The 20,029-nt window shown below is 60.2% G+C and carries 17 protein-coding genes; 9 read left to right on the top strand and 8 right to left on the bottom strand.

Annotation, left to right across the window (positions count from 1 at the left end; genetic code table 11):
- Positions 1-20: 20 nt before the first annotated feature.
- Entirely contained in the window at positions 21-3,206 is a 3,186-nt protein-coding gene (locus tag ACYZUM_RS15150) for an RCC1 domain-containing protein (protein WP_108183155.1), read from the bottom strand.
- A gap of 174 nt (positions 3,207-3,380) precedes the next feature.
- Positions 3,381-4,304 (bottom strand): LysR family transcriptional regulator, encoded by a 924-nt coding sequence (locus tag ACYZUM_RS15155; protein ID WP_108183156.1) that lies wholly within the window; start codon positions 4,302-4,304, stop codon positions 3,381-3,383.
- A 182-nt stretch (positions 4,305-4,486) separates the two neighbouring features.
- Here ACYZUM_RS15155 and ACYZUM_RS15160 point away from each other — a divergent pair, with 182 nt between their 5' ends.
- A complete protein-coding gene (locus tag ACYZUM_RS15160) occupies positions 4,487-4,918 on the top strand; it encodes a helix-turn-helix domain-containing protein (RefSeq protein WP_041066207.1) in 432 nt (143 codons plus the stop codon).
- A gap of 134 nt (positions 4,919-5,052) precedes the next feature.
- Positions 5,053-7,869 carry an ATP-binding protein gene (locus ACYZUM_RS15165; protein ID WP_108183157.1) on the top strand — a complete coding sequence of 939 codons (2,817 nt, stop codon included), beginning with the start codon at positions 5,053-5,055 and terminating at the stop codon, positions 7,867-7,869.
- Here the strand turns inward: ACYZUM_RS15165 and ACYZUM_RS15170 are convergent.
- Positions 7,825-9,282, bottom strand: coding sequence for an ATP-binding protein (locus tag ACYZUM_RS15170; protein WP_108183158.1), 1,458 nt, complete (start codon positions 9,280-9,282; stop codon positions 7,825-7,827). The genes ACYZUM_RS15165 and ACYZUM_RS15170 overlap by 45 nt on opposite strands.
- A gap of 160 nt (positions 9,283-9,442) precedes the next feature.
- Positions 9,443-10,393, bottom strand: a complete 951-nt coding sequence (locus tag ACYZUM_RS15175; RefSeq protein WP_047293323.1) for a GlxA family transcriptional regulator — start codon at positions 10,391-10,393, stop codon at positions 9,443-9,445.
- Between the two features lie 209 nt (positions 10,394-10,602).
- Here ACYZUM_RS15175 and ACYZUM_RS15180 point away from each other — a divergent pair, with 209 nt between their 5' ends.
- Positions 10,603-11,325, top strand: coding sequence for a pirin family protein (locus tag ACYZUM_RS15180; protein ID WP_108183159.1), 723 nt, complete (start codon positions 10,603-10,605; stop codon positions 11,323-11,325).
- Positions 11,326-11,375: 50 nt separating this feature from the next.
- Here ACYZUM_RS15180 and ACYZUM_RS15185 read toward each other — a convergent pair whose 3' ends face one another.
- Positions 11,376-11,795: a hypothetical protein gene (locus ACYZUM_RS15185; RefSeq protein WP_108184412.1), complete on the bottom strand. Its 420-nt coding sequence runs from the start codon at positions 11,793-11,795 to the stop codon at positions 11,376-11,378.
- 248 nt (positions 11,796-12,043) lie between these two features.
- Positions 12,044-12,919 carry a LysR family transcriptional regulator gene (locus ACYZUM_RS15190; protein WP_108184413.1) on the bottom strand — a complete coding sequence of 292 codons (876 nt, stop codon included), beginning with the start codon at positions 12,917-12,919 and terminating at the stop codon, positions 12,044-12,046.
- 110 nt (positions 12,920-13,029) lie between these two features.
- Here ACYZUM_RS15190 and ACYZUM_RS15195 point away from each other — a divergent pair, with 110 nt between their 5' ends.
- The 3 genes from ACYZUM_RS15195 to ACYZUM_RS15205 all read left to right on the top strand — a co-directional run bounded on the left by ACYZUM_RS15195 (position 13,030) and on the right by ACYZUM_RS15205 (position 16,334).
- The gene (locus ACYZUM_RS15195) at positions 13,030-14,220 is read left to right on the top strand and encodes a YbfB/YjiJ family MFS transporter (protein WP_108183160.1); all 1,191 of its coding nucleotides are present in this window, start codon (positions 13,030-13,032) and stop codon (positions 14,218-14,220) included.
- A gap of 61 nt (positions 14,221-14,281) precedes the next feature.
- Entirely contained in the window at positions 14,282-15,280 is a 999-nt protein-coding gene (locus ACYZUM_RS15200) for an NAD(P)H-quinone oxidoreductase (protein WP_108183161.1), read from the top strand.
- 109 nt (positions 15,281-15,389) lie between these two features.
- Positions 15,390-16,334 (top strand): alpha/beta hydrolase, encoded by a 945-nt coding sequence (locus tag ACYZUM_RS15205; protein WP_108183162.1) that lies wholly within the window; start codon positions 15,390-15,392, stop codon positions 16,332-16,334.
- On the opposite strand, the gene ACYZUM_RS15210 is transcribed toward ACYZUM_RS15205, so the two are convergent.
- On the bottom strand, positions 16,331-18,142 hold the full coding sequence (locus ACYZUM_RS15210) for an ABC transporter ATP-binding protein (RefSeq protein ID WP_108183163.1): 1,812 nt from the start codon (positions 18,140-18,142) through the stop codon (positions 16,331-16,333). The two genes, ACYZUM_RS15205 and ACYZUM_RS15210, sit on opposite strands and share 4 nt — an antisense overlap.
- Positions 18,143-18,345: 203 nt before the next feature.
- Between ACYZUM_RS15210 and ACYZUM_RS15215 the strand changes: the two genes are divergently transcribed.
- Complete coding sequence (locus tag ACYZUM_RS15215) at positions 18,346-18,759, top strand: VOC family protein (RefSeq protein ID WP_108183164.1); 414 nt, start codon at positions 18,346-18,348, stop codon at positions 18,757-18,759.
- A 56-nt stretch (positions 18,760-18,815) separates the two neighbouring features.
- Here the strand turns inward: ACYZUM_RS15215 and ACYZUM_RS15220 are convergent, their stop codons facing one another.
- Positions 18,816-19,145 carry a hypothetical protein gene (locus tag ACYZUM_RS15220; protein WP_007961262.1) on the bottom strand — a complete coding sequence of 110 codons (330 nt, stop codon included), beginning with the start codon at positions 19,143-19,145 and terminating at the stop codon, positions 18,816-18,818.
- Positions 19,146-19,311: 166 nt separating this feature from the next.
- On the opposite strand from ACYZUM_RS15220, the gene ACYZUM_RS15225 reads away from it, so the two are divergent.
- On the top strand, positions 19,312-19,587 hold the full coding sequence (locus ACYZUM_RS15225) for a hypothetical protein (protein WP_041066175.1): 276 nt from the start codon (positions 19,312-19,314) through the stop codon (positions 19,585-19,587).
- A gap of 70 nt (positions 19,588-19,657) precedes the next feature.
- Positions 19,658-19,861: a hypothetical protein gene (locus ACYZUM_RS15230; protein WP_041066334.1), complete on the top strand. Its 204-nt coding sequence runs from the start codon at positions 19,658-19,660 to the stop codon at positions 19,859-19,861.
- The last annotated feature ends 168 nt before the right edge of the window (positions 19,862-20,029 follow it).

Below are 20,029 nucleotides of genomic sequence, written 5' to 3' on the forward strand. Positions count from 1 at the left end.
GAACGTAAGCGCAGGTGTGCTTACTCGGTATACGACACCAACCCGGATAGTTCGGAGAGATCAGGAGCGCCAGGCCCCACTGCAAGTAACTTGCTGTCGGTACTCAGTAGCACCACTTGGGGACCGGTAGCATAGGCACAGGCAATTGGAGCCAGACTGGGGGAGGACGTATTCACTCCCCACATAACTGCGAGACCGGTGCTCAGCACCGCAGTGAAAGAACCGTAAGAAGAAGATACTGAAAGAGTGGGCGGCAAACCCGTGGGCACTGTCCCTCCTTCTGCAGGTTCTCCCCAGGCGGACAATTCCCCACCTCTTCCAAGTGCACAAAACGCCGTTGTCGAACCCACCACATGGCTTACTGTCTGCAGGTTTGTTGGCGCTTTACCACCAAATCGCTCATTGCCCCAGGCAATGACAGAACCGTCAAACTTCTGCGCAGCAAAAGCACCGCTGGTGGAAGTGATATGTTCGACCTCTACGAGAGCATTCGCCTCGGTTTCCGGGATAACTCCACCATGATCAGGCGACCCCCATGCAAATACAGTGTGATCTTCTTTCAGCGCACAAAATGCTTGGTCACTTGCACAGAATTGAATGGCGCCGTTCGCTTGCGTTATCCATTGACCATCAGGCCAGGTGTTCCCCCAGCTATACACACGACCGTCGCGCAGCAACACGGTGAAATCTGCCGTGTTACCCAAGACTTTGACTGCTGGGAAAAGTAGAGGAACGGCAGCAGTTGGTATCACTCCACCAAACTTCGGATTCCCCCATGCGACAAGTTGACCGTCGTCTGTCATAGCAACGAAAGCGCCATCAGTAGCCGCAATCGTTTTTACGTTTCGCAGTTGAGCTTGTATCTCGGGTGTAATTACTCCCCCGTCGGGGGCACTCCCCCAGGCATGAACGGTTTTGTCAACCTTCAATGCCGCAAATGCACGCCCACCCGATATAACGCAACGAACACCCGACAACCCCGAAGGTGGAAGCATCTCATCGTTGTCGCCCCACCCAAAAACACTTCCATCATCCTTCACCACACTGCCACTGTGCCGACCGTCGAGATTGAATATCCCAGCCATATTGACTGGTCGAAGAACAGTTCGAGCAATAACTTCGTTATCACGCTGAATTATTACGGTTAATGGCTTTTCGGGGTTCGTATCGAAAAAGTAATCACCCACGAAGCCATCGGCAGTACTGTCGTATGTCCATATAATTCTGTCTGAAAGACTTGTTTCTGCACCGACTGACAACGACGCAACTAATCGACTCACATTTGAGTGATAGCGAGGAGCAAGTTGTGACCGCTTACCAACTATATTGATCTGAAAGGTGATTGGTTTACCGACCAAAAAAACTTTCACATCGGAATAACTGGTCGTTCGCCCATCTGCCCATTTGATGGAATAGGACGCCTCGACCGTTCCCCCTTCATTGTCCTTGATCAGGCTGGCGCTGATGGGGAACGGCACCGGTTGACCGGCGGTAAACGAGGACAGCTTGACCGAGTCTTCATAACGACCGGCTTTCGAGCCCAGCCACACACAGAACACCTCGTCATCCTTGACGGTGTTCAGGTATTCCACGATCAACATGGTACCGGCTGTTTCCGCTGGCAATACACCGTCCACCACGCCGTCAACCTTCGGCTCTGGCAGCTCTTTCCTCGGTTCGCCGACGTTCAGGATTTCGGCGTGAATCGACTCGCGGATGGCGTGGGTGGCGTTGACGCGGTTCATCGTTCCCAACACCGCGTCGTCGCTCAGCAACTGGTAATACAGTTCCAGCTTGCCGCCTTCGATCTGTTTCAGATGAGGGCCGGGGACGTTGATCAGCAACGGCACGCCGGCCGTGATATCGCCATTGGTAATCGGGCGCAGCGGCAGGTCGGGCAAATAGGTGCTCAGGTCAGGCCGGGTACCCAGCCAGAACAGTTTGATCGCCTGTCTCGCCGTAAAGGACTTGTCGAATGGAATTTGGATCCGGGCCTGTACAAGCTCCGGATCGAGGGCGCCCTGTGCCGCGTCGAGGGCGACCGGGGCCTGCAACCGTTTGACCTCGCCAATGACATTGATGAACTGGGTCCTGGACAGCAGGTCGGTGGAGCCGTCGGCCTTTTTCAGGCGAAAGGACAAGCTGATCTGGGTCTTGGCCAGTTGCCGCAACGCGGCATTGGGAATTCTGATTTCGGGGATGCTGGGCACGCTGCCCAGCGGCTGGCCAGTGATTTCGATGTTGATCGGTGCCCCTTCAACCGGTGTGCCCTTGAGCCGAACGATGGGGATGTCACCGACCATGAATTTATTGTTGTCCACGGCAAGAATCTGCGCCGTGCCATCGGTACCGCCCAGTAGGTCGGCGTCCAGCACGTTGTTCACCGCTTCCTTGCAGATCGGCGCGTCGAGCCGGTCAGCGTCGACCGCCACCACGATGCGCTGCGCGTAACTCCAGTCTTCGGAGCGGTTGTCGGCAACATCGTAGACTTCATAGGCCACCGCGAGGCCGGCAGTGTCAGAGTCACCGACGGCGCGGATGGTTGCTTCTGTGATGTGCAGGACAAGCGGTACTGTGCCGTCGGCCTCATCCTGAGTCAGCGGTCCGAAGAGTACAAACTCTCCCCCCCACGTCACCTGAATCCAGTCGCCGGCCGCTGCGTTGGGATAGGGCTCTGGCCCGCCTTCGGAAGGGCCGATGGTGATTTTCACGCCGGCGGCAACGTTGTTCTTGTCGATGCCGCCCTCGAGAATCTCCCTGGGGATGGTCATTTTCAGGTTCGGGTGGCCCGGGCCTTCATCGGTGTCATGGCCACCGGGGCGAGTGAGCTTGACTAGCGTCTGCATGACTTCGGACGGTTCGGCTGCTCCGCCCAGTCGGGTGACGACGTAGGACAGGGTGGTCGAGCCGTTACTGAAACGGGCGGCGGGCACAAACATCGACAGCGTCGTGTCGACCTCATGCTCGTCGACGGTTTTGTTGAACACCGTCTGGCCGCCCAAAGAAATCACCAAATGGTCGCCCCGGCTCATGACCCCCCACGGCCCGGCACGGCACAGCAGGCCCTGTTTGGGGAAGTTGTCCCGCACCGCTGCGATGTTGAGCCCCCAGACATCCGGCGCTTGCGACACGGGGCCGGTACGACCGGGGACGTCGAGTTCCTTGAGCACCAGCGGTGATGAGTCAGCGGGGTTGTTGACAGTCATGGCGCGAGCTCCGATCGAGTGGCAGGACGACGGAGGCATTGAACGGCGCTGTATGCGGTGTTGGCTACTGTCAGAAATTACAGGTGCGTGCTGGTTTAAGACGAACGGTCAAACAGCCCCCTAGGACGCCGATAAAAAACGGCCCCGCTGGCCACTTTCCTTGTAACCGAGCAATTAGGACGCAGGAATATCCAGCGGCGCCGCCATGAACTGACTGATCCGCGACCGCAGCCAGCGCTCCGCCGGGTCGTTGTCATGCACCCCGCTCCACGCCATCGACAGTTGCGCCGCATCAATCGGAAATGGCGGATCCTCAGCCCGCAACGCACAGCCTTCGACCAGCGCACACGCGGCATAGTCCGGCACGGTGGCAATCATTTCAGTGCCGGCGAGCAAGGCGCGCAAACCGCTGAACTGCGGCACGCCGAGCACCACTCGGCGGCGCCGGCCGACCTTGGCCAGGTCCACGTCAATGTTGCCGCTCAGATCCCCCGAGAACGACACCATTGCGTGCGGGCGCTCGCAGTATTCGTCGAGGGTCAGCGGGCCCGGGCGATCATCACCACGCAGGACCTTGCAGGGAATGTCGCGCAGTTTCTTGCGCTTGGCGTTGGCCGGCAGATCGGTGGTGTAGCTCACGCCGACGGAGATTTCCCCGGAAGCCAGCAACGCCGGCATCAGCAGGTAGTTGGCGCGGCGCACGACCACGACGATACCCGGTGCCTCCTGCTGAAGGTTGCGCAGCAGCGGTGGAAACAGCCCGAATTCGGCGTCGTCCGACAGGCCGATGCGGAACACGTCGCAGCTGCTGGCCGGGTCGAACTCCTTGGCCCGGCTGACCGCGCCGGAGATCACATCCATCGCCGGTTGCAGCTCCTGCAGAATCGCCAGCGCTCGCGCCGTCGGCTCCATGCTGCGGCCGTTGCGCAACAGCAGCGGATCATCGAACAGGTCACGCAAACGCCCCAGCGCGGCACTGACCGCCGGCTGGCCCATGAACAGTTTTTCGGCGACGCGGGTCAGGTTCTTTTCGAACATCAGCGCTTCGAAAATCACCAGCAGGTTCATGTCGACACGGCGCAGATCGTTACGGTTCATGGGCTGCAATTCCTTCTAAGACCGTTCGCAAGTGCTGAGCACTTTACCCGATCAACGGTGGTTTGCATCCGTGTCAGGCCTGCGAATTAACAACGATTAACTCGTCAGCCGGCATGTCCCTTCTTAACAATGAAGGCCTCTGCGCAGCGTTGTTTTTCACCTCCACGACACGGACACCGGCCATGGCTCATCTACAGCAATCCGTCGCCCTCGCCCCTGCCAGCGAAACGCCCCGGCCGCTTATCGGCGGCCTCAGCCCGCAACGGGAGCGGCAGGTCAAACAACTGATCCTCGAACGCCTCGGAGAAAGCCTGGAAGTGGCCGAGCTGGCACGCGCCTGCTCATTGTCGCGCAGCCATTTCTCCCGGGCGTTCAAGGCCAGCACCGGCCTCGCGCCGCAGGACTGGATTCGCGAACAGCGTATTGCCCGCGCCAAGCTGCTGATCCGCCACACCGACCTGAGCCTGACGCAGATCAGCCTGGATTGCGGATTCTGTGATCAGGCACATTTCTGTCACATGTTCACCCGCAGCGAAGGGATCAATCCGTTTGCCTGGCGCTGTCAGGTCATGCGTGAAGACAAAGACACCCGGACACGGCATCTGAGCTTTTGAGCGTTGCGCAGGAGCCCGGCGTTGCACTGATGGCCAAACCTGAGGAATATGCTGCGATACCTTGTAGCCGACGATCTGCGTCTTCACGCAGCGTCCATCTGCCAGGATCGCCGCATCACCGCAGGAGTGCGCTGTTGAGTCTTTCCCCGAATCAGGCCATCGGCTTCGGCCCCTATCGGATTTACACCGGGCAACGATTGGTCATGGAAGGTGACCAGCCGTTGCGGCTGGGACGGCGCGCCATGGATATTCTGCTGATGCTGCTGGCGCATGCCGGGGAAGTGGTGAGCAAGCAGCAACTGCTCGCCGGCGTATGGGCGGACACCGTCGTCGAGGACATCAATCTGCGGGTGCACATGGCCGCCCTGCGCAAGGCACTGGGCGACGGTCAGGCCGGTCAGCGCTACATCGTGACCGTGGCCCAGCGCGGCTACAGTTTCGTAGCCCCACTGACGGTGCACGCCAACGGACAACGGCTACTGGAGGCGGCGCCCGGGCGCCATAACCTGCCGCTGCGCCGTACCCGGATGATCGGGCGCCAGTCACTGGTGGACAGCTTGATGCAGCAACTGCCGCGACAGCGCTGCATCACCCTCATCGGCCCCGGCGGGATCGGCAAGACCACCGTCGCCCTGCGCGTCGCCGAGCAGTTGCTCGGACGCTATCGCGATGGCATCCGCCTGCTGGATCTGGCGCCGCTCAACGACCCGGCGCTGATCGCCTCGCAACTGGCGACCCTGCTCGATCTGGCAGTACACGACGGCGCGCCATTGGCGAGTGTGATCAACGATTTGCGCGAACGGCAGATGCTGCTGGTGATCGATAACTGCGAGCACCTCATCGATGCCGTGGCGCTGCTCGTCGAGAGCCTTTTGCGCGGTGCGCCGCAGGTCCATATTCTGGCCACCAGCCGCGAAAGTCTGCGCGCTGAGGGCGAGTTCGTGCAGCGTCTGGAATCCCTCGATTGCCCGCCTGCGACGAGCCGTCTCGATCGCGAGCAGGCGATGACTTTCGCCGCCCTGCAACTGTTCGTCGAACGAGCGATGGGCGCCCATGAACGCTTTGAACTGAGCGACGCCGATTTACCCCTGGCGATGGAAATCTGCCGGCGTCTGGACGGTATTCCACTGGCTCTGGAACTGGCGGCAGCGCAGGTCGAAACTCTGGGCCTGAGCGGCCTGCTGGAACAATGGCAGGATCATTTGCACCCGCTGGCGGCGGGCAACCACCAGCGCCATGCGCGGCATCAAACGCTGCACGCCACGCTGGACTGGAGTTTCAATCTGCTCACCCCTTGCGAGCAGACTTGCCTGCGCCGCCTCGGGGTGTTTCGCGGCTGCTTCAGCCTGGCCTCGGCTGCGGCGGTGATCGTCGGTCAACACATCGATCCCACGCAGGTGCTCGCATCGGTCACGCAACTGGTGGGTAAATCGCTGCTGAACGTGGAAGTCGGTGATGAAGAAGTGTTTTATCGCCTGCTCGACACCACCCGCCATTACGCCCTGGAAAAACTCGAACTCAGCGGCGAACGCGAAATCCTGCGCGAACGCCACGCCGAACGCTATCTGACGCTGATGGAGCAAGCGCAGACCGAGTGGGAACACACTCCGACCACACAATGGATCGAGCGCTATGCCCGAGGCCTGGAAGACCTGCGCGCTGCACTCGACTGGAGTTTGCACGGCAACGGCTCGCACCCTCTCGGCATCCGTTTGACCGCGACGTCGGCCGCGTTGTGGCAGGAGCTGTCATTGCTCAAGGAATATGGCGCGCATGTCCGTCAGGCGTTGACCCTGCTCGAAAGCGCGGCCCAACCCTGTCCGCGCCTGCACACAGCCTTGCAACTGGCACTCGGCAGCGCTTGTTATCACACTTGCGGCGGTTCGCCGGAAACCATTGAAGCGTTCACTCAGGCTAACGCACTGGCGCAGCAGCACCACGACGTCGCCGCGCAATTGCGCGCCATTTCCGGCCACCTGGCGGTCAATCTCAGCTGCGGGCATTACCAGGCGGCATTGCAGCAAAGCGAACAGTTCGACCGCCTCGGTGGCCACGACGACCCGCTGCTGTCATTGAGCATTCACCGCTTGCGCGTCCTGGCGCTGCACTTTGCCGGCGACCAGCCGCGCGCGCGGATCAACGCCGAGCAAGTGATTCAGCGTATGGCCCACAGTGGTTGTCGCAACCGCTTCACCCACGGCTTTGGCGTGCAGTACGACCAGAGCGTGGCTTCGTTGACCATTCTCGCCCGGGTGTTGTGGCTGCAGGGGTTTCCCGAACAGGCGTGGCGCACCGCCCGGCAGGCGTTGGATATCGCCGTGCAGATCAATCACGGTACGTCGATCTGCTACACCCTGGCATTGGCCAGCTGCCTGATTGCGCATTACAACGGCGACGCCAGGACTGCGCGCGAATTGTTGCAACTGTTGCTGGAGCAGGCGCAAAAGCACTCGGTGCTGCTGTTCTATCGCTGGGGACGGCACTATGCGCAGGTGATCGATGAACGCCTGGCCCCACCCGACGCGCCGGCGGATAACGGGCTGATAAAGGAGCTGATGGTCACGCTCGATGCTCGCCATATCGATGACGCGTTGCTGGAGCGGGCACACAGTGGCGCGGCTGGCTGGAGCACGGCGGAGGTGTTGCGGGCCGAGGCTGAGCGGTTATTGGCGGATGAGGCGGATTGTCCGCAGGGACGCCTTGGCGAACAGGCAGAACACCTCCTGCAAAACGCCCTCGCCATCGCCCGCGCCCAGGGCGCGCTGGCCTGGGAACTGCGCAGCGCCACAACATTGGCCCAACTGTGGCAGCGCCAATCACGCCACCGCGAAGCACTGGCGCTGCTGACCCCGATCCATCAACGCTTCACCGAAGGCTATGCCACGCCGGACCTGCGCAAAGTGCGCTTACTGCTCGACGCGTTGCATGAACAGTTGCACACCCGCAGCTGATCGATTTGGCCTGCGGTACAGCGCACGATGGTACGCGATAGCACTCGGTTCTACGCTGGCTTCGGGCTGTTCACGGACGTAACAGCGAAGAAGATTGAGCATTCGATAACGCACCACGTCTGCACTGCGCTCCACCGTCAGCCATGACTTGGCAGCCAGGCGTTCGATCACCGATTGCAGATGCCCACCGTCGATGACCCGCAGCGCAGCCTCTTCGGTGAAGGCCATCTTGAATACCGACAGGCGCTGCAAGACCCGACGTTCGCAGGGCCGCAGATCCTGATAACTCCAGTCCAGCGCTGCGCTCATGGATTGATGCCGTGGCTTCGCGGTGCGACGACCATGCCTGAGCAGGTGCAGGCCGTTGTCCAGTTGCGCTTGCAGCCCTACCAGCGCCAGCGCATCGATCTGCGCGGCCGCCAGTTCAATGGCCAATGGCAAACCGTCGAGACGACGACAGAGACTGCACACGGTTTGCAGATCCTGCTCGCGCAGGCTGAAATCGTGCTGCCGGGCACGCGCGCGACTGACCAGCAATTGCACCGCCGAATAGCCCATGAGCTCATCGATACTGGCCGGTGTCGAGGCCTTGGGAAAGGTCAATGGCGCAATCGGTTGCAGGGTTTCCAGATTGGCCTGCAACGGTTCGCGACTGGTGACCAGCAACGCCAGCCGCGGCGCCGCCAGTTGCAGTCGCTCCACCAATGCCCGGCATGAGTCACGACACCGCTCGCTGTTATCCAGCAGCAGCAAGGCATGACGCGACGCTAACGTATCGAACGAAAGGTCAAGGCTGCGCAACAGGTGTTCAAGCAGTGACGGCGCATCACCGAGCATGGACAGGTCGATGTACCAGACGCCGTCGCGGTAATGCTGCAACAGCAATTCGGCCACCCGCAGCGCCACCGTGGATTTGCCGATGCCGGCCGGGCCTGTCAGTGTCATCAAGCGGCACAGGGGCATTTGCCGGACCAGACGGCCCACCAGCGAATCGCGGCCGATGACCGGAGTCAGGCGAGCGGGCAGATTCTGTTGCGGCGCGTGCAAGGTGTCGAACACGACCTGCGCGACGCTGTCGCCGTGCACCGGCGCGATAAAGCTGTAACCACATTGCGGCACGTTGACGATGTAGCGCTGGCCCTTCTCGCCATCACCCAGCGCCCGGCGCAACGCGGCGATGTGCACCCGCAGGTTGATCTCTTCGACCACACTGTCCGGCCACACGCGGGCGATCAACTGCTCCTTGCGTACCACGCGACCGGCGTGTTCGACCAGCACCTGCAAAATATCGAGGGCGCGGCCGCCCATGCGCAATGGTCGATCCCCGTCGAGGATCAGCCGTTGGCGCAGATGAAAGGCGTATGGCCCGAAATACAACACCGATGCAGCGGGTAAGTCTTTGTGGCTGTTCATGCCGTTTTCCGGCGCCAGCGCACGCGGGCAGCATGCCCTCGGCGCTCAGCGCGTCTCCCTTCCAAGCGTTACCGTTTATCTTGGCAGGCGCAGGTGACGGTACAACCTCCATACAGGGCGCAACACGGACATCCGGATGCACCGGACGGACACAACCGCTCTAGCTGAACTGTTCGCGGTATTGCGCCGGGGTCAGGCCGAGCTTTTCCGCAAACAGAAAACGCATATGGCGCACACTGCCGAAACCACTTTTGTAGGCCACTGTCTTCAACGGCAGCTCAGTGGTTTCCAGCAGATTACGCGCGCAATCGATCCGGGCGTTTTGCAAAAACTCCATCGGCGTCATGTTCACATCCCGCGCAAACAGCCGCGCAAAATGCCGGGTACTCATGTTCGCCAGCCCCGCCATGCGCTCAACGGTAAAGGCTTCGTCGAGATGCTCCAGCACATGGTTCTGCACCCGGGTGATCGCGGTTTCCTGTGGCGCCACTGCGGCCATCAACGGACTGAACTGTGCTTGCCCGCCCTGACGTTTCATCACCACCAGCAGCACCTTGGCCACGTCCTGAGCGAGCTTTTTCCCGTGATCCCGGGCGACCACGGCCAATGCCAGATCGATGCCGGCGGTCACGCCTCCCGAGGTAATCAGATTGCGGTCTTCGGTGTAAATCTGGTCGGTTTCCACCTGCGCCTTGGGGAACGCCTTGATCAGACGTTCGGTGTAGTTCCAGTGAGTGGTCACGCGATAACCGTCGAGCAGACCGGCATGCCCGAGCACAAACGCCCCGGTACAGATCGAACCGTAGCAACCGGACTGCCCCACCGAGCGTTGCAACCAGGCAAGCAGCGCCGGATGTTTTTCGTTGTAGGCACCCGGTCCACCCGGCACCAGCAGCAAGTCGAAGGCCTGGGCCGGGTCGTCAATATGGCGGTCGGTCTGCACCTGCACACCATTGGACGCCCGCAGCATCCCGTGCTCGGTGCCCAAGGTGATCAGTTGGTAATGATCTTCAGGTTTCAAGTAGCGATTGGCGACCGAAAACACCTCCATGGGGCCGGCCATGTCGAGCAGGAGAAAGTCGGGGAACAGCACCATTGCCACGGTTTTCATGGGTGAACATCACTGAAATCAAGGGAAGGAACAGACCCGCATTATGGCCAAGTGCGTGACATCCAGCGAAAAGAATGCGTGATCGACTCCACAAAACTGTCAACCTGAACAGGACAGTATTTCAATTTCGATCTACTTATTGCCTCATCCGATTAACAGTAACCTTCTCCTCACTCGGACGAATCAACGTCCTGCAAGGAGAATTCATCATGCTGACCCTTCGCAAAGCTTCCGACCGCGGCCTCGCCAATCATGGCTGGTTGAAGTCCTTCCACACCTTTTCCTTCGCCAGCTACCGCGACCCGCGCGAACAGGGTTTTTCCGACCTGCTGGTGATCAACGATGACCGCGTGGCGGCCGGCAAGGGTTTCGGCCAGCACCCGCACCGCGACATGGAGATCTTTTCCTACGTGCTTGAAGGTGCGCTGGAGCATAAGGACACCTTGGGCACCGGCTCGGTGATCCGCCCCGGTGACGTGCAACTGATGAGCGCCGGCAGTGGCGTGGCCCACAGCGAATTCAACCATTCGGCCACCCGGCCAGTGCACTTTCTGCAGATCTGGATCGTGCCGGAAGTGGCCGGTGCAAAGCCGCGCTACCAGCAGGAGCACTTCAGCGCGCAGAAAAAACGCGGTCGCCTGCAACTGATCATCTCGCCGGACGGTAGCGATGGTTCGCTGACAGTGCGCCAGGATGCGCGGGTTTACGCCGGGTTGTTCGATGGCAAGGAAAGCGCGACGCTGGAACTGCCCGCCAACCGTTACGCCTACGTGCATGTCGCTCGCGGCAGTGTTGAACTAAATGGCCATTTGCTGCAGGAGGGTGACGGCGTGCGGGTTCGCGAGGAACAGGCGTTGACCCTGAGCAATGGCGTGGATGCCGAAGTACTGGTGTTTGACTTGCGTCCGCAAGAGCTGCCACAAATGCCATGACGCAGGAGTTTCCAATGGCAATAAAACGGCCTTCGATTGAAGGCCGTTTTTTATTTTGGCAACACCGATGATGGCTGCTCGGCAGGCTTGGCTGCACCGACATCCTTACCCGCCTGAACCGCCGCCAACGTTGTTTGTACCGCTACATACAGGTTGGCCTGGCTGGCGAAATAACCACCCACGACAATGCTGACCACGCCAAACAAATGCACAGCCGTTGCCATCCAGACATTGGCATTCACGGTACCCGCCTTTTTGAGCGCCTCTCTGGATTCGATGGCAATGCCTTGAATCATTGAGTCGTAGCGTTTATCCCGTTCGAACTGGATGCGCTCATTTGCCTTGTCTCGCTCTGCCTGAGAGCTAAGGAACTCTCGAATATCTGCGTGCACTCGCTCTACGCGAGCATCCATTCTTGCCTCGATGGTCTCGATCCTCGCGTTGAATTCTTCACGGCTGATAGCGTTCATGGCTTGTGCGTTACGACCTCTGCTCAACGTGTCAGTGCTTTGATATTGCTCGAATTCCCTGGCTTTCAATCCGATCCCTTCCCTGGGTTACCGATACCTGTTCTGGCGCATCCCTCACACCGATTTCCTGGCGCTGCAAGTTGCATCAACAGTAGGGCTGACGCTCCAAGCCCACAAGCCGGCTGGTTCTGCTTTGAATGTAGGGCGTTTCGTCAGTCTATGTAGCTTGTCCAAAGCGCTTTGAGCCGTTACTCATTCTCCAGTGCAAACGCCTCGACAATCTGCTCAATCACCGCCCTGACACGTGCGGTGTGACGTAAGTCCGCATGGGTCACCAGCCAGACCTCATACGGTTGCGGGCGATTGCGTTCCGGCCAGAGCCTGACCAGGCCATCGCGCTCGCCCATGTAGACCGGAATCTCTCCTACGCCCAGACCAGCCGCAATCGAGCGGCGGACCAACAGACTGGAGCTCAGGCTGGCGACGATACGCCCGCGCTGCAGCGGCTCGCACACCAGTGTCATGTCCTTGTGCGTCTGCAAATACGGTTGGTAGACCACCAGGTCATGGCCTTCGAACGCCGTCCCCTGCGGCGGGATACCATGGGCGTCGATATACGCCTGTGATGCGAACAATCCCACGGGCCAGCGCGCAATCCGCCGCGCGATCAGATCGGGATTGTCGGGCCGGGTATTGCGCACAGCGATGTCCGCCTCGCGCTTGGCCAGGCTGAGAATCTGCGTGGAGGCGTCGAGTTGCACACGCACGTCCGGGTGCTGCGCGTGCAGGCGGCTAATGGCCGGGATCAGGAAGTCGATGGCCAGTGAATCGGTGGTGCTGACGCGTACGGTGCCGGTCAGACGATCATCCAGGCCCTGAATCTGCCGCTCAAGCGCCAGCGCCGACTGCTCCATTTTTTCCACGCTTTTGAGCGCGGCTTCGCCGACTGCGGTCAGTGCGTAGCCGTCGGACGTGCGCAGGAACAAGGTCGCGCTCAGGGATTTTTCCAGCGCCGTGATCCGTCGCCCGACAGTCGCCTGATCCACCCCCAGAACCCGCGCTGCACCGCGTAAGGTCGACTCTCTGCATACCGCGAGAAATACCCGCGCATCATCCCAGTTCATGTTGTCCCGCCCGATGCGAATTTGCATCACTATAAAGCCAAATCGCTGCATTACCGCAGCAAAGATAGCCGATATCCTGAGCGCCATAGACCTCCCTCAGGATTGCTGTCATGCGTACATCGACCTCCGCGTTACCGATTTTCTCGGGGCTATGCGCCAGCCTGGTCGGCATTGGTCTGGCGCGTTTTGCCTATACACCGCTTATTCCCTCGCTGATTCAGGCGCAGTGGTTTTCTGCCAACGACGTGGTGTACCTCGGCGCAGCCAATCTGGTCGGCTATCTGATCGGCGCCCTGCTCGGCCGGCCGCTAACGCGGCAACTGGGCAATAAAAACGCCCTGCGACTGATGATGCTGCTGGTCACCGCGGCGTTTTTTGCCTGTGCATTTCCATTGTCGGTGAGCTGGTTCTTTGGCTGGCGGTTGCTGTCGGGGATTACCGGCGGTGCAATTATGGTGCTGGTGGCGGCGACTGTACTGCCCCATGTGCCGGCATCCCGCAAAGGACTGGCCAGCGGTGCGATTTTTCTCGGTATCGGCCTGGGGATCGCAGCCTCCGGCACCCTCGTCCCGCCCTTGTTGAATATGGGCCTGCACGCCACCTGGTTGGGTCTGGGCGGATTGTCGCTGTTGCTGACCGCAATAAGCTGGTTTGGCTGGCCTGCTGATCTCCCGCACCCGACCGCCACTCACGCAGGCGCGACGGTTGAGCCAACCCCCTCCTCCGTCTATTTGCTGTTCGGCCAATACGCATTCATGGCCGCAGGTCTGGTGCCGGCCATGGTGTTTCTGGTGGATTACGTCGCTCGTGGGCTCGGTGCCGGGGCGCAGATTGGTGCACTGGTTTGGGTGATGTATGGCCTGGGGGCAATTGTCGGCCCGGTAAGTTACGGCTTTCTCGCGGATCGGCTTGGCGCGCGGATGGGCATTCGGCTGGTATTGGCGGTGCAGGCGATTGCGCTGGGACTGCTGGCGGTTTCCCACTCTTTCATGGCGTTGGCCGTGCTGGCAGTGATCGTCGGTTCATTCCCGCCCGGCATCGTGCCGCTGGCCCTGGCTCGCGTGCATGAACTGGTGCCTGATCACCATCGCCAGCAAATCGCCTGGAGCCGCGCCACCGTTTCGTTTGCCACGTTTCAGGCGCTGGCCGGATTCGCCTATTCGGCACTGTTCAATGCCACGGGCGGTCATCACGCAATACTCTTCGTGATCGCCGCGGGGGCGATTGCCGTGGCGATCTTGTTGGAGCATGCCCTGAAATGGCTGCCCTCAGCGACTGAACCACGCGCCTGTGAAAATTGAAGGGAATCATTGCCTGCGGGCTGTGCTCCCATCTTCAGAACCTCAAGCAACAGGAATCGACATGACTTTGCCCAGCGAAATGACCCGTATCGAAATCACTCAACCTGGTGGCCCCGAAGTCTTGCAAGCCAAGCATGTGCCCCTGCCCGTCGCCGCAGCCGGCGAAGTGCTGATTCGCGTGCATGCCGCCGGGATCAACCGCCCCGACGCCCTGCAACGGGCAGGCAAGTACCCGATGAAGCCGGGCATGAATCCGATTCCCGGTCTGGAAGTGGCCGGTGAAGTGGTGGCGCTCGGGGCGGGTGTCCTTCAGTTTGCCGTGGGGGACAAGGTTTGCGCGCTGACCAACGGCGGCGGTTACGCTGAATACTGCAACGTCCCGGCCGGACAAACCCTGCCGATCCCCGATGGCCTGGATTGGTTGCAGGCCGCCGCTATCCCGGAAACCTTCTTTACCGTGTGGGCCAACCTGTTCGGCCTCGGCGACGTTCAGCGCGGTCAGCGCGTGCTGATTCACGGCGGCACCAGCGGCATCGGCACCACCGCGCTGATGCTCTGCCGCGAGTTCGGCATCGAAGCCTTCGCCACCGCCGGCAGTGCCGATAAATGCGCGGCAATCAGCAAACTGAGTGGGCAGCCGATCAATTATCGCGAGCAGGATTTCGCCACGGTCATCGCAGAAAAAACTGCAGGCCAGGGGGTGAACGCGATTCTCGACATCATGGGCGCCTCGTACCTCAACGCAAATGTCAGCGCGCTGGCGATGGATGGCCGGCTGGTGATGCTGGGCTTTCTTGGTGGCGGCAAGGCCAACGACGTCGACCTGTTGGCGATCATGGCCAAGCGTGCGGTGATCACTGGCTCGTTGCTGCGAGCGCGCACCGCAGAGGAAAAAGCCGACATTGCCGAGCAACTGCGCGAACACGTGTGGCCGGCGCTGGCCGCCGGGCGCTGCCTGCCGATCATCGACAAGGTTTATTCGCTGAACGATGCGGCCCAGGCGCATGCGCGCATGGAGGGTGGCGACCACATCGGCAAAATCGTTCTGCGGGTGAATTGAGCCGCAGCATTTTGTAATCGTTAAGGGCGCACGGTGGTCGAAAAAGTCACGCGCAGACCGAGCCTTCTGGTAAAAAGCCTTCTTTGTCTACGCCGTGGTGAACCGTTTAATGTTCCTGTCCTTCATGACCCGTTTGCGTCGCCGCCGTCTGGCGTTCGCCTGCATGGCTGCGCTGATCATTGGCGTGCCGACGAGTTGTGCGGTGCTCGAACACACCGAGCGCAAACTGCTGTTTCGCATCGAACCGGGCACGGCCGGCTGGTATCACGGCCTGCCGGGCAGCGTACAGGAGCTCGACCTGCAGCCCAGGAGTTTCAGGGCCGGGGAGAATATTCATGCCTGGTGGTGGCCGGCGGAAAAAGCCAATGCACCGGCCATTCTCTATCTGCATGGCGTGCGCTGGAACCTCACCGGGCAGTTGTTCCGCATCGAACAATTGCGCGCGGCCGGCTACTCGGTACTGGCCATCGACTATCGTGGTTTCGGCCAGAGCAAGGGCGATCTGCCTTCGGAAAGCAGCGTGTACGAAGATGCCCGTGTGGCGTGGGAACGTTTCAAACTGCTGCAGCCAGACCCGAATAAACGCCTGATTTACGGTCACTCGCTAGGCGGTGCCGTGGCCATTGATCTGGCGGCAGAGCTCGGCCAGGACGCCACGCGGGACCATACACCGCTACCGGTCAAGGGGCTGGTGATCGAGTCGACTTTCACCTCGCTCGCCGACGTGGCCGCCGCTGTGGCCAATACCTCGCTGCCGGTGCGCTGGCTGCTGTCGCAGAAATTCGACTCCATCGACAAGATCGCCGAGATTCATATGCCACTGTTGGTGGTGCACGGCATGGCCGACGCGTTCGTGCCGCCACGCTTCAGCGAACAACTGTTCAACGCCGCCCGACAACCGAAACGACTGCTGCTGGTGCCAGGCGCGACCCACAACAACAGCATGGCGCTGGGCGGACAGAATTATCGCAAGGCGATCGATGCGCTGATGCAGTCCAGACCCGCGCCGCGCGTGGCCGGGCCGGCAGTGGCCCGCAACGCGCAAGATTCCTAGCGATAGCCGCGAGCCTGCAGATCGAACAGCTTGGCGTAGCGTCCATTGGCGGCAATCAGGCTGTCGTGACCGCCCTGCTCCAGTATCCGTCCGGCCTCCAGCACAATGATCTGATCGGCGTTGCGCACACTGGAAAAACGATGGGAAATCAGCAGGGTCATGCGACCTTCGGTGTGCTGGCTGAAATGCTCGAACACTGCCGCTTCCGCTGCCGGATCCAGGGCCGAGGTCGGCTCGTCGAGAATCAGGATATCCGCATCGCGGCGCATGTAGGCCCGGGACAAGGCAATCTTCTGCCATTGCCCACCGGACAACTCCTGACCGCCAGCAAACCAGCGGCCCAACTGTGTGGCGTAGCCGCGGTCGAGCCCATCAATGAACGGCGCAGCCATTCCTTCGGTAGCCGCAGCCTGCCAGCGCGATTCATCATTGAACGCCGAGGTATCCCCCACGCCGATGTTTTCGCCCACGGTGAACTGATAGCGGATGTAGTCCTGAAAAATCACGCCGATGCGCCGGCGCAAAGTGGTCTCTTCCCAGTCCTGCAAGTCACTGCCATCAAGCAGGATGCGCCCTTGATCCGGCCGATACAGGCGGGTCAGCAGTTTGATCAGGGTGGTCTTGCCTGAACCGTTCTCTCCCACCAGCGCCACGCTCCTGCCCGGCACCAGGTGCAGGTCGATGCCTTCCAGTGCCGCGCGATTGGCGCCCGGATAACGAAAACCAACGTTTTCAAAGCGCAGGCCATCACCCGGGTGCGCGCCGACGGTGAGATGACCGGAATCGGCCAGCACCGGTTCAGCCAGGTATTCGTAAAGGTTCGACAGGTACAAACCGTCTTCGTACAAACCGCTGATTGCGCTCAGACTGCTACTGACCGCGCTTTGCCCCTGCTTGAACAACACCAGGTACATGGTCATTTGGCCGAGACTGATATTGCCGTGCACGGCATCGATCACCACCCACGCATAAGCCAGGTAGAACGCTCCGGTGCCGAGCAAGCCGAGACCAAACCCCCAGCCATCGCGACGCAAGGTCAGGCGCCGATCCTCGGCATAGAGCTTGGCGAACGTGTCCCGATAACGCTGCAGCAGCAACGGCGCAAAGCCGAACAACTTGACCTCTTTGATATAGGCCTCGTGGGACAACAAGGTTTCGATGTAATTTTGCTGCCGACTTTCCGGGGCCCGGCGGGTAAACAAGCGGAAAGCATCGCCGGAAAAATGTGCCTCGGCAAAGAACACCGGCAACGCGCCGATCACCAGCAACAGCAGTGCCCACGGCGAAAAGTGCACCAGCAGCACACCAAAGCTGATCAGCATGATCAGGTTCTGGATCAGTCCCAGCGACTTCATCACCAACGCCAGCGGTCGAGTCGAGGCTTCACGGCGTACGCGCACCAGCTTGTCATAGAACTCGGAGTTCTCGAACTGCACCAGCGACAGGGTCTGGGCCTTTTCCAGAATCAGCGTGTTGACCTTCTGCCCCAACTGCACCCGTAGTAGCGACTGCTGGACCGACAATGCCCGTTGCGTGCCGGACAATAACGCCAATACCCCCGCTTCCAACAGGACATAACGCAACACCGGCCACAGCGGGGCATCGCCCTGCTGCGCGTGCAACTGCATCGCGGTCACCACCGCATCGACAATACGCTGCCCCAGCCACGCGGCCAGCGCCGGCAGCACACCGGCAATCAGGGTCGCCAGCACCAGCCCCAGAAACAACCCGCGTGATGTCGCCCAAACCAATAGCAAAGCGCGCCGGGCCTGATCGAACAGGTTGTTGAAGCGGGAAATCAAAGGCATGGCAAATCAAGCTCGACAGGTCGTACAGGGTGTCATGGTACTCCGCAGGGTTTATCCGTGCTGAAGCGCGGTGTTTTCAGAAGAAAAACATCTGGAAAAACTCCGGACGTTACGACGCCCAATGCTCTGCTATGTTTTTAACCGCCTTTCGCGGAACCTGGCGAAAATCGCCTCTCTCCGCGCCTACTGCCAGGAGCGCAACCATGCGAATCAATCCCTATCTGATCTTCAACGGCAACTGCCGCGAAGCCTTCACTTTTTACGAACAAGCCTTGCAGGGCAAACTCGAAGCGATGATGACTTTCGGCGAAACACCCGCCGCCGAACACGTACCGAAAGAGCACCACAACCTGGTCATCCACACCTGCCTGAAAGTCGGCGACCAGATGATCATGGCCTCCGACACCACGCCCGACCGCCCAACCGGCGGCATGAGCGGTTGCTCGATCTCCCTCAACGTCGACAGCATCGCCGAAGCCGAGCGAGTGTTTGATGCGCTGGCCAAGGACGGGCGCGTCGACATGCCGCTCGAGGCGACGTTCTGGGCCGCCCGTTTCGGCATGCTGGTCGATCGCTTTGGGGTCTCCTGGATGGTCAATTGCGAGAGCGACAAGTGACGCTGACGTATCGTCAGGCATGAAAAGCCCAACCGTTTCAGGTTGGGCTTTGGGGTTTATCGCTGGGCCAGCTCATGCCGCACGCATTGTTCGTAATAGGTCTGCTTGACTGCCGCCGGCTTGAGCTTCGAAGTGCTGTTGTAGGTCTGCTCGGTAATGCCCATCGCCGTCATGCGCATCCACGGTTGCTGGAACTTGCGCACCTGCAACTGCTTGCGCGCGCCATACAACGAGATCCCCGAGAGCTTCGACTGTTGCGCCCCGGCAGCGATGTCCGAGCCCCAGGTACAGGCAAAACGATGACTCTTGCTCAACTCCCTCGCTTCAATGGCCGAAGCAAAGGCAGCCAGGGAAAGCGTTGCAACGGTTATGACAATCGTCCGCATATAGCCAACCTAACCTTTTGAAAAAAGGCGAGTTTGCCGGGGAAGCTCAGACCTGGGGGCCAGCAAATTGCCGCATGCGCGCAAAGCCAGCCGTTCGTCCAATGAGCAGCACCTTGGCGCGCCTGGTGCCTCCAATGCGGTACACCCCTCACCCAAGGCCGGAAAAATGGACAACAAGATTGCAACCCTGATGCTTGCAAGCCTGATGCTGGCTGGCTCTGCCTTGACATTGGCAACCGAGAAAGCAGGATCGGCCGCACCGCCCACGGCCATCCCAGGCGTCAATCAATCCAGCAACACATCTGAATCAAACGAAGAAAAAGCCAACAAGAAAGGTGAAGAAGCCTCAGGTTCGAACTCGGGCGCAGAATCGAATGAAACCGAGAAAGACGCGGCAACTTCCAGCGACTCGGAAGATATTCAGCGCAAGCCCAAGCAGTAACCACTGGATTGACCGACAACGAACGCCGATCATGCTGGGCATCGCCAATCCCCTGCAGATGAATGAAAGTATGCCCAGCAAAGAAGCGCAAACCCAGGCACCCGCGACCGCCGCTGACATCGAACGCTCGATCCAGGCCCTGAACAAAATGGCGGAACGTTTATGGGGCGATGGCCGAGAGGCAGAGGCAAAGGCGCTTCTGGATGCACTGGATGCATTGAACCGGGCCCTGGACCGAATCAGGATTGGTGAGAGCCGTAGGGTTCTGCACTGAGGCGTGGCTTTTTGGCTGCGCACAGCATAGTCGTCCCGCAAAACTCACGCGCATGAAAAAGGCCAATGTCATCAACATTGGCCTAAGTCATTGAAATATATGGTCGGGACGGAGTGATTCGAACACTCGACCCCTAGCACCCCATAAAGGTAAATACCCATCCTATCT

The organism is Pseudomonas sp. m6p (assembly GCF_055760375.1).

What these genes read in the sequence shown, in the direction of transcription:
- ACYZUM_RS15150 (WP_108183155.1), bottom strand. Translation starts at nt 3,206, where the DNA reads ATGACTGTCAACAACCCCGCTGACTCATCACCGCTGGTGCTCAAGGAA.
- ACYZUM_RS15155 (WP_108183156.1), bottom strand. Translation starts at nt 4,304, where the DNA reads ATGAACCGTAACGATCTGCGCCGTGTCGACATGAACCTGCTGGTGATT.
- ACYZUM_RS15160 (WP_041066207.1), top strand. Translation starts at nt 4,487, where the DNA reads ATGGCTCATCTACAGCAATCCGTCGCCCTCGCCCCTGCCAGCGAAACG.
- ACYZUM_RS15170 (WP_108183158.1), bottom strand. Translation starts at nt 9,282, where the DNA reads ATGAACAGCCACAAAGACTTACCCGCTGCATCGGTGTTGTATTTCGGG.
- ACYZUM_RS15175 (WP_047293323.1), bottom strand. Translation starts at nt 10,393, where the DNA reads ATGAAAACCGTGGCAATGGTGCTGTTCCCCGACTTTCTCCTGCTCGAC.
- ACYZUM_RS15180 (WP_108183159.1), top strand. Translation starts at nt 10,603, where the DNA reads ATGCTGACCCTTCGCAAAGCTTCCGACCGCGGCCTCGCCAATCATGGC.
- ACYZUM_RS15185 (WP_108184412.1), bottom strand. Translation starts at nt 11,795, where the DNA reads ATGAACGCTATCAGCCGTGAAGAATTCAACGCGAGGATCGAGACCATC.
- ACYZUM_RS15190 (WP_108184413.1), bottom strand. Translation starts at nt 12,919, where the DNA reads ATGAACTGGGATGATGCGCGGGTATTTCTCGCGGTATGCAGAGAGTCG.
- ACYZUM_RS15195 (WP_108183160.1), top strand. Translation starts at nt 13,030, where the DNA reads ATGCGTACATCGACCTCCGCGTTACCGATTTTCTCGGGGCTATGCGCC.
- ACYZUM_RS15200 (WP_108183161.1), top strand. Translation starts at nt 14,282, where the DNA reads ATGACTTTGCCCAGCGAAATGACCCGTATCGAAATCACTCAACCTGGT.
- ACYZUM_RS15205 (WP_108183162.1), top strand. Translation starts at nt 15,390, where the DNA reads ATGTTCCTGTCCTTCATGACCCGTTTGCGTCGCCGCCGTCTGGCGTTC.
- ACYZUM_RS15210 (WP_108183163.1), bottom strand. Translation starts at nt 18,142, where the DNA reads ATGCCTTTGATTTCCCGCTTCAACAACCTGTTCGATCAGGCCCGGCGC.
- ACYZUM_RS15215 (WP_108183164.1), top strand. Translation starts at nt 18,346, where the DNA reads ATGCGAATCAATCCCTATCTGATCTTCAACGGCAACTGCCGCGAAGCC.
- ACYZUM_RS15220 (WP_007961262.1), bottom strand. Translation starts at nt 19,145, where the DNA reads ATGCGGACGATTGTCATAACCGTTGCAACGCTTTCCCTGGCTGCCTTT.
- ACYZUM_RS15225 (WP_041066175.1), top strand. Translation starts at nt 19,312, where the DNA reads ATGGACAACAAGATTGCAACCCTGATGCTTGCAAGCCTGATGCTGGCT.
- ACYZUM_RS15230 (WP_041066334.1), top strand. Translation starts at nt 19,658, where the DNA reads ATGCCCAGCAAAGAAGCGCAAACCCAGGCACCCGCGACCGCCGCTGAC.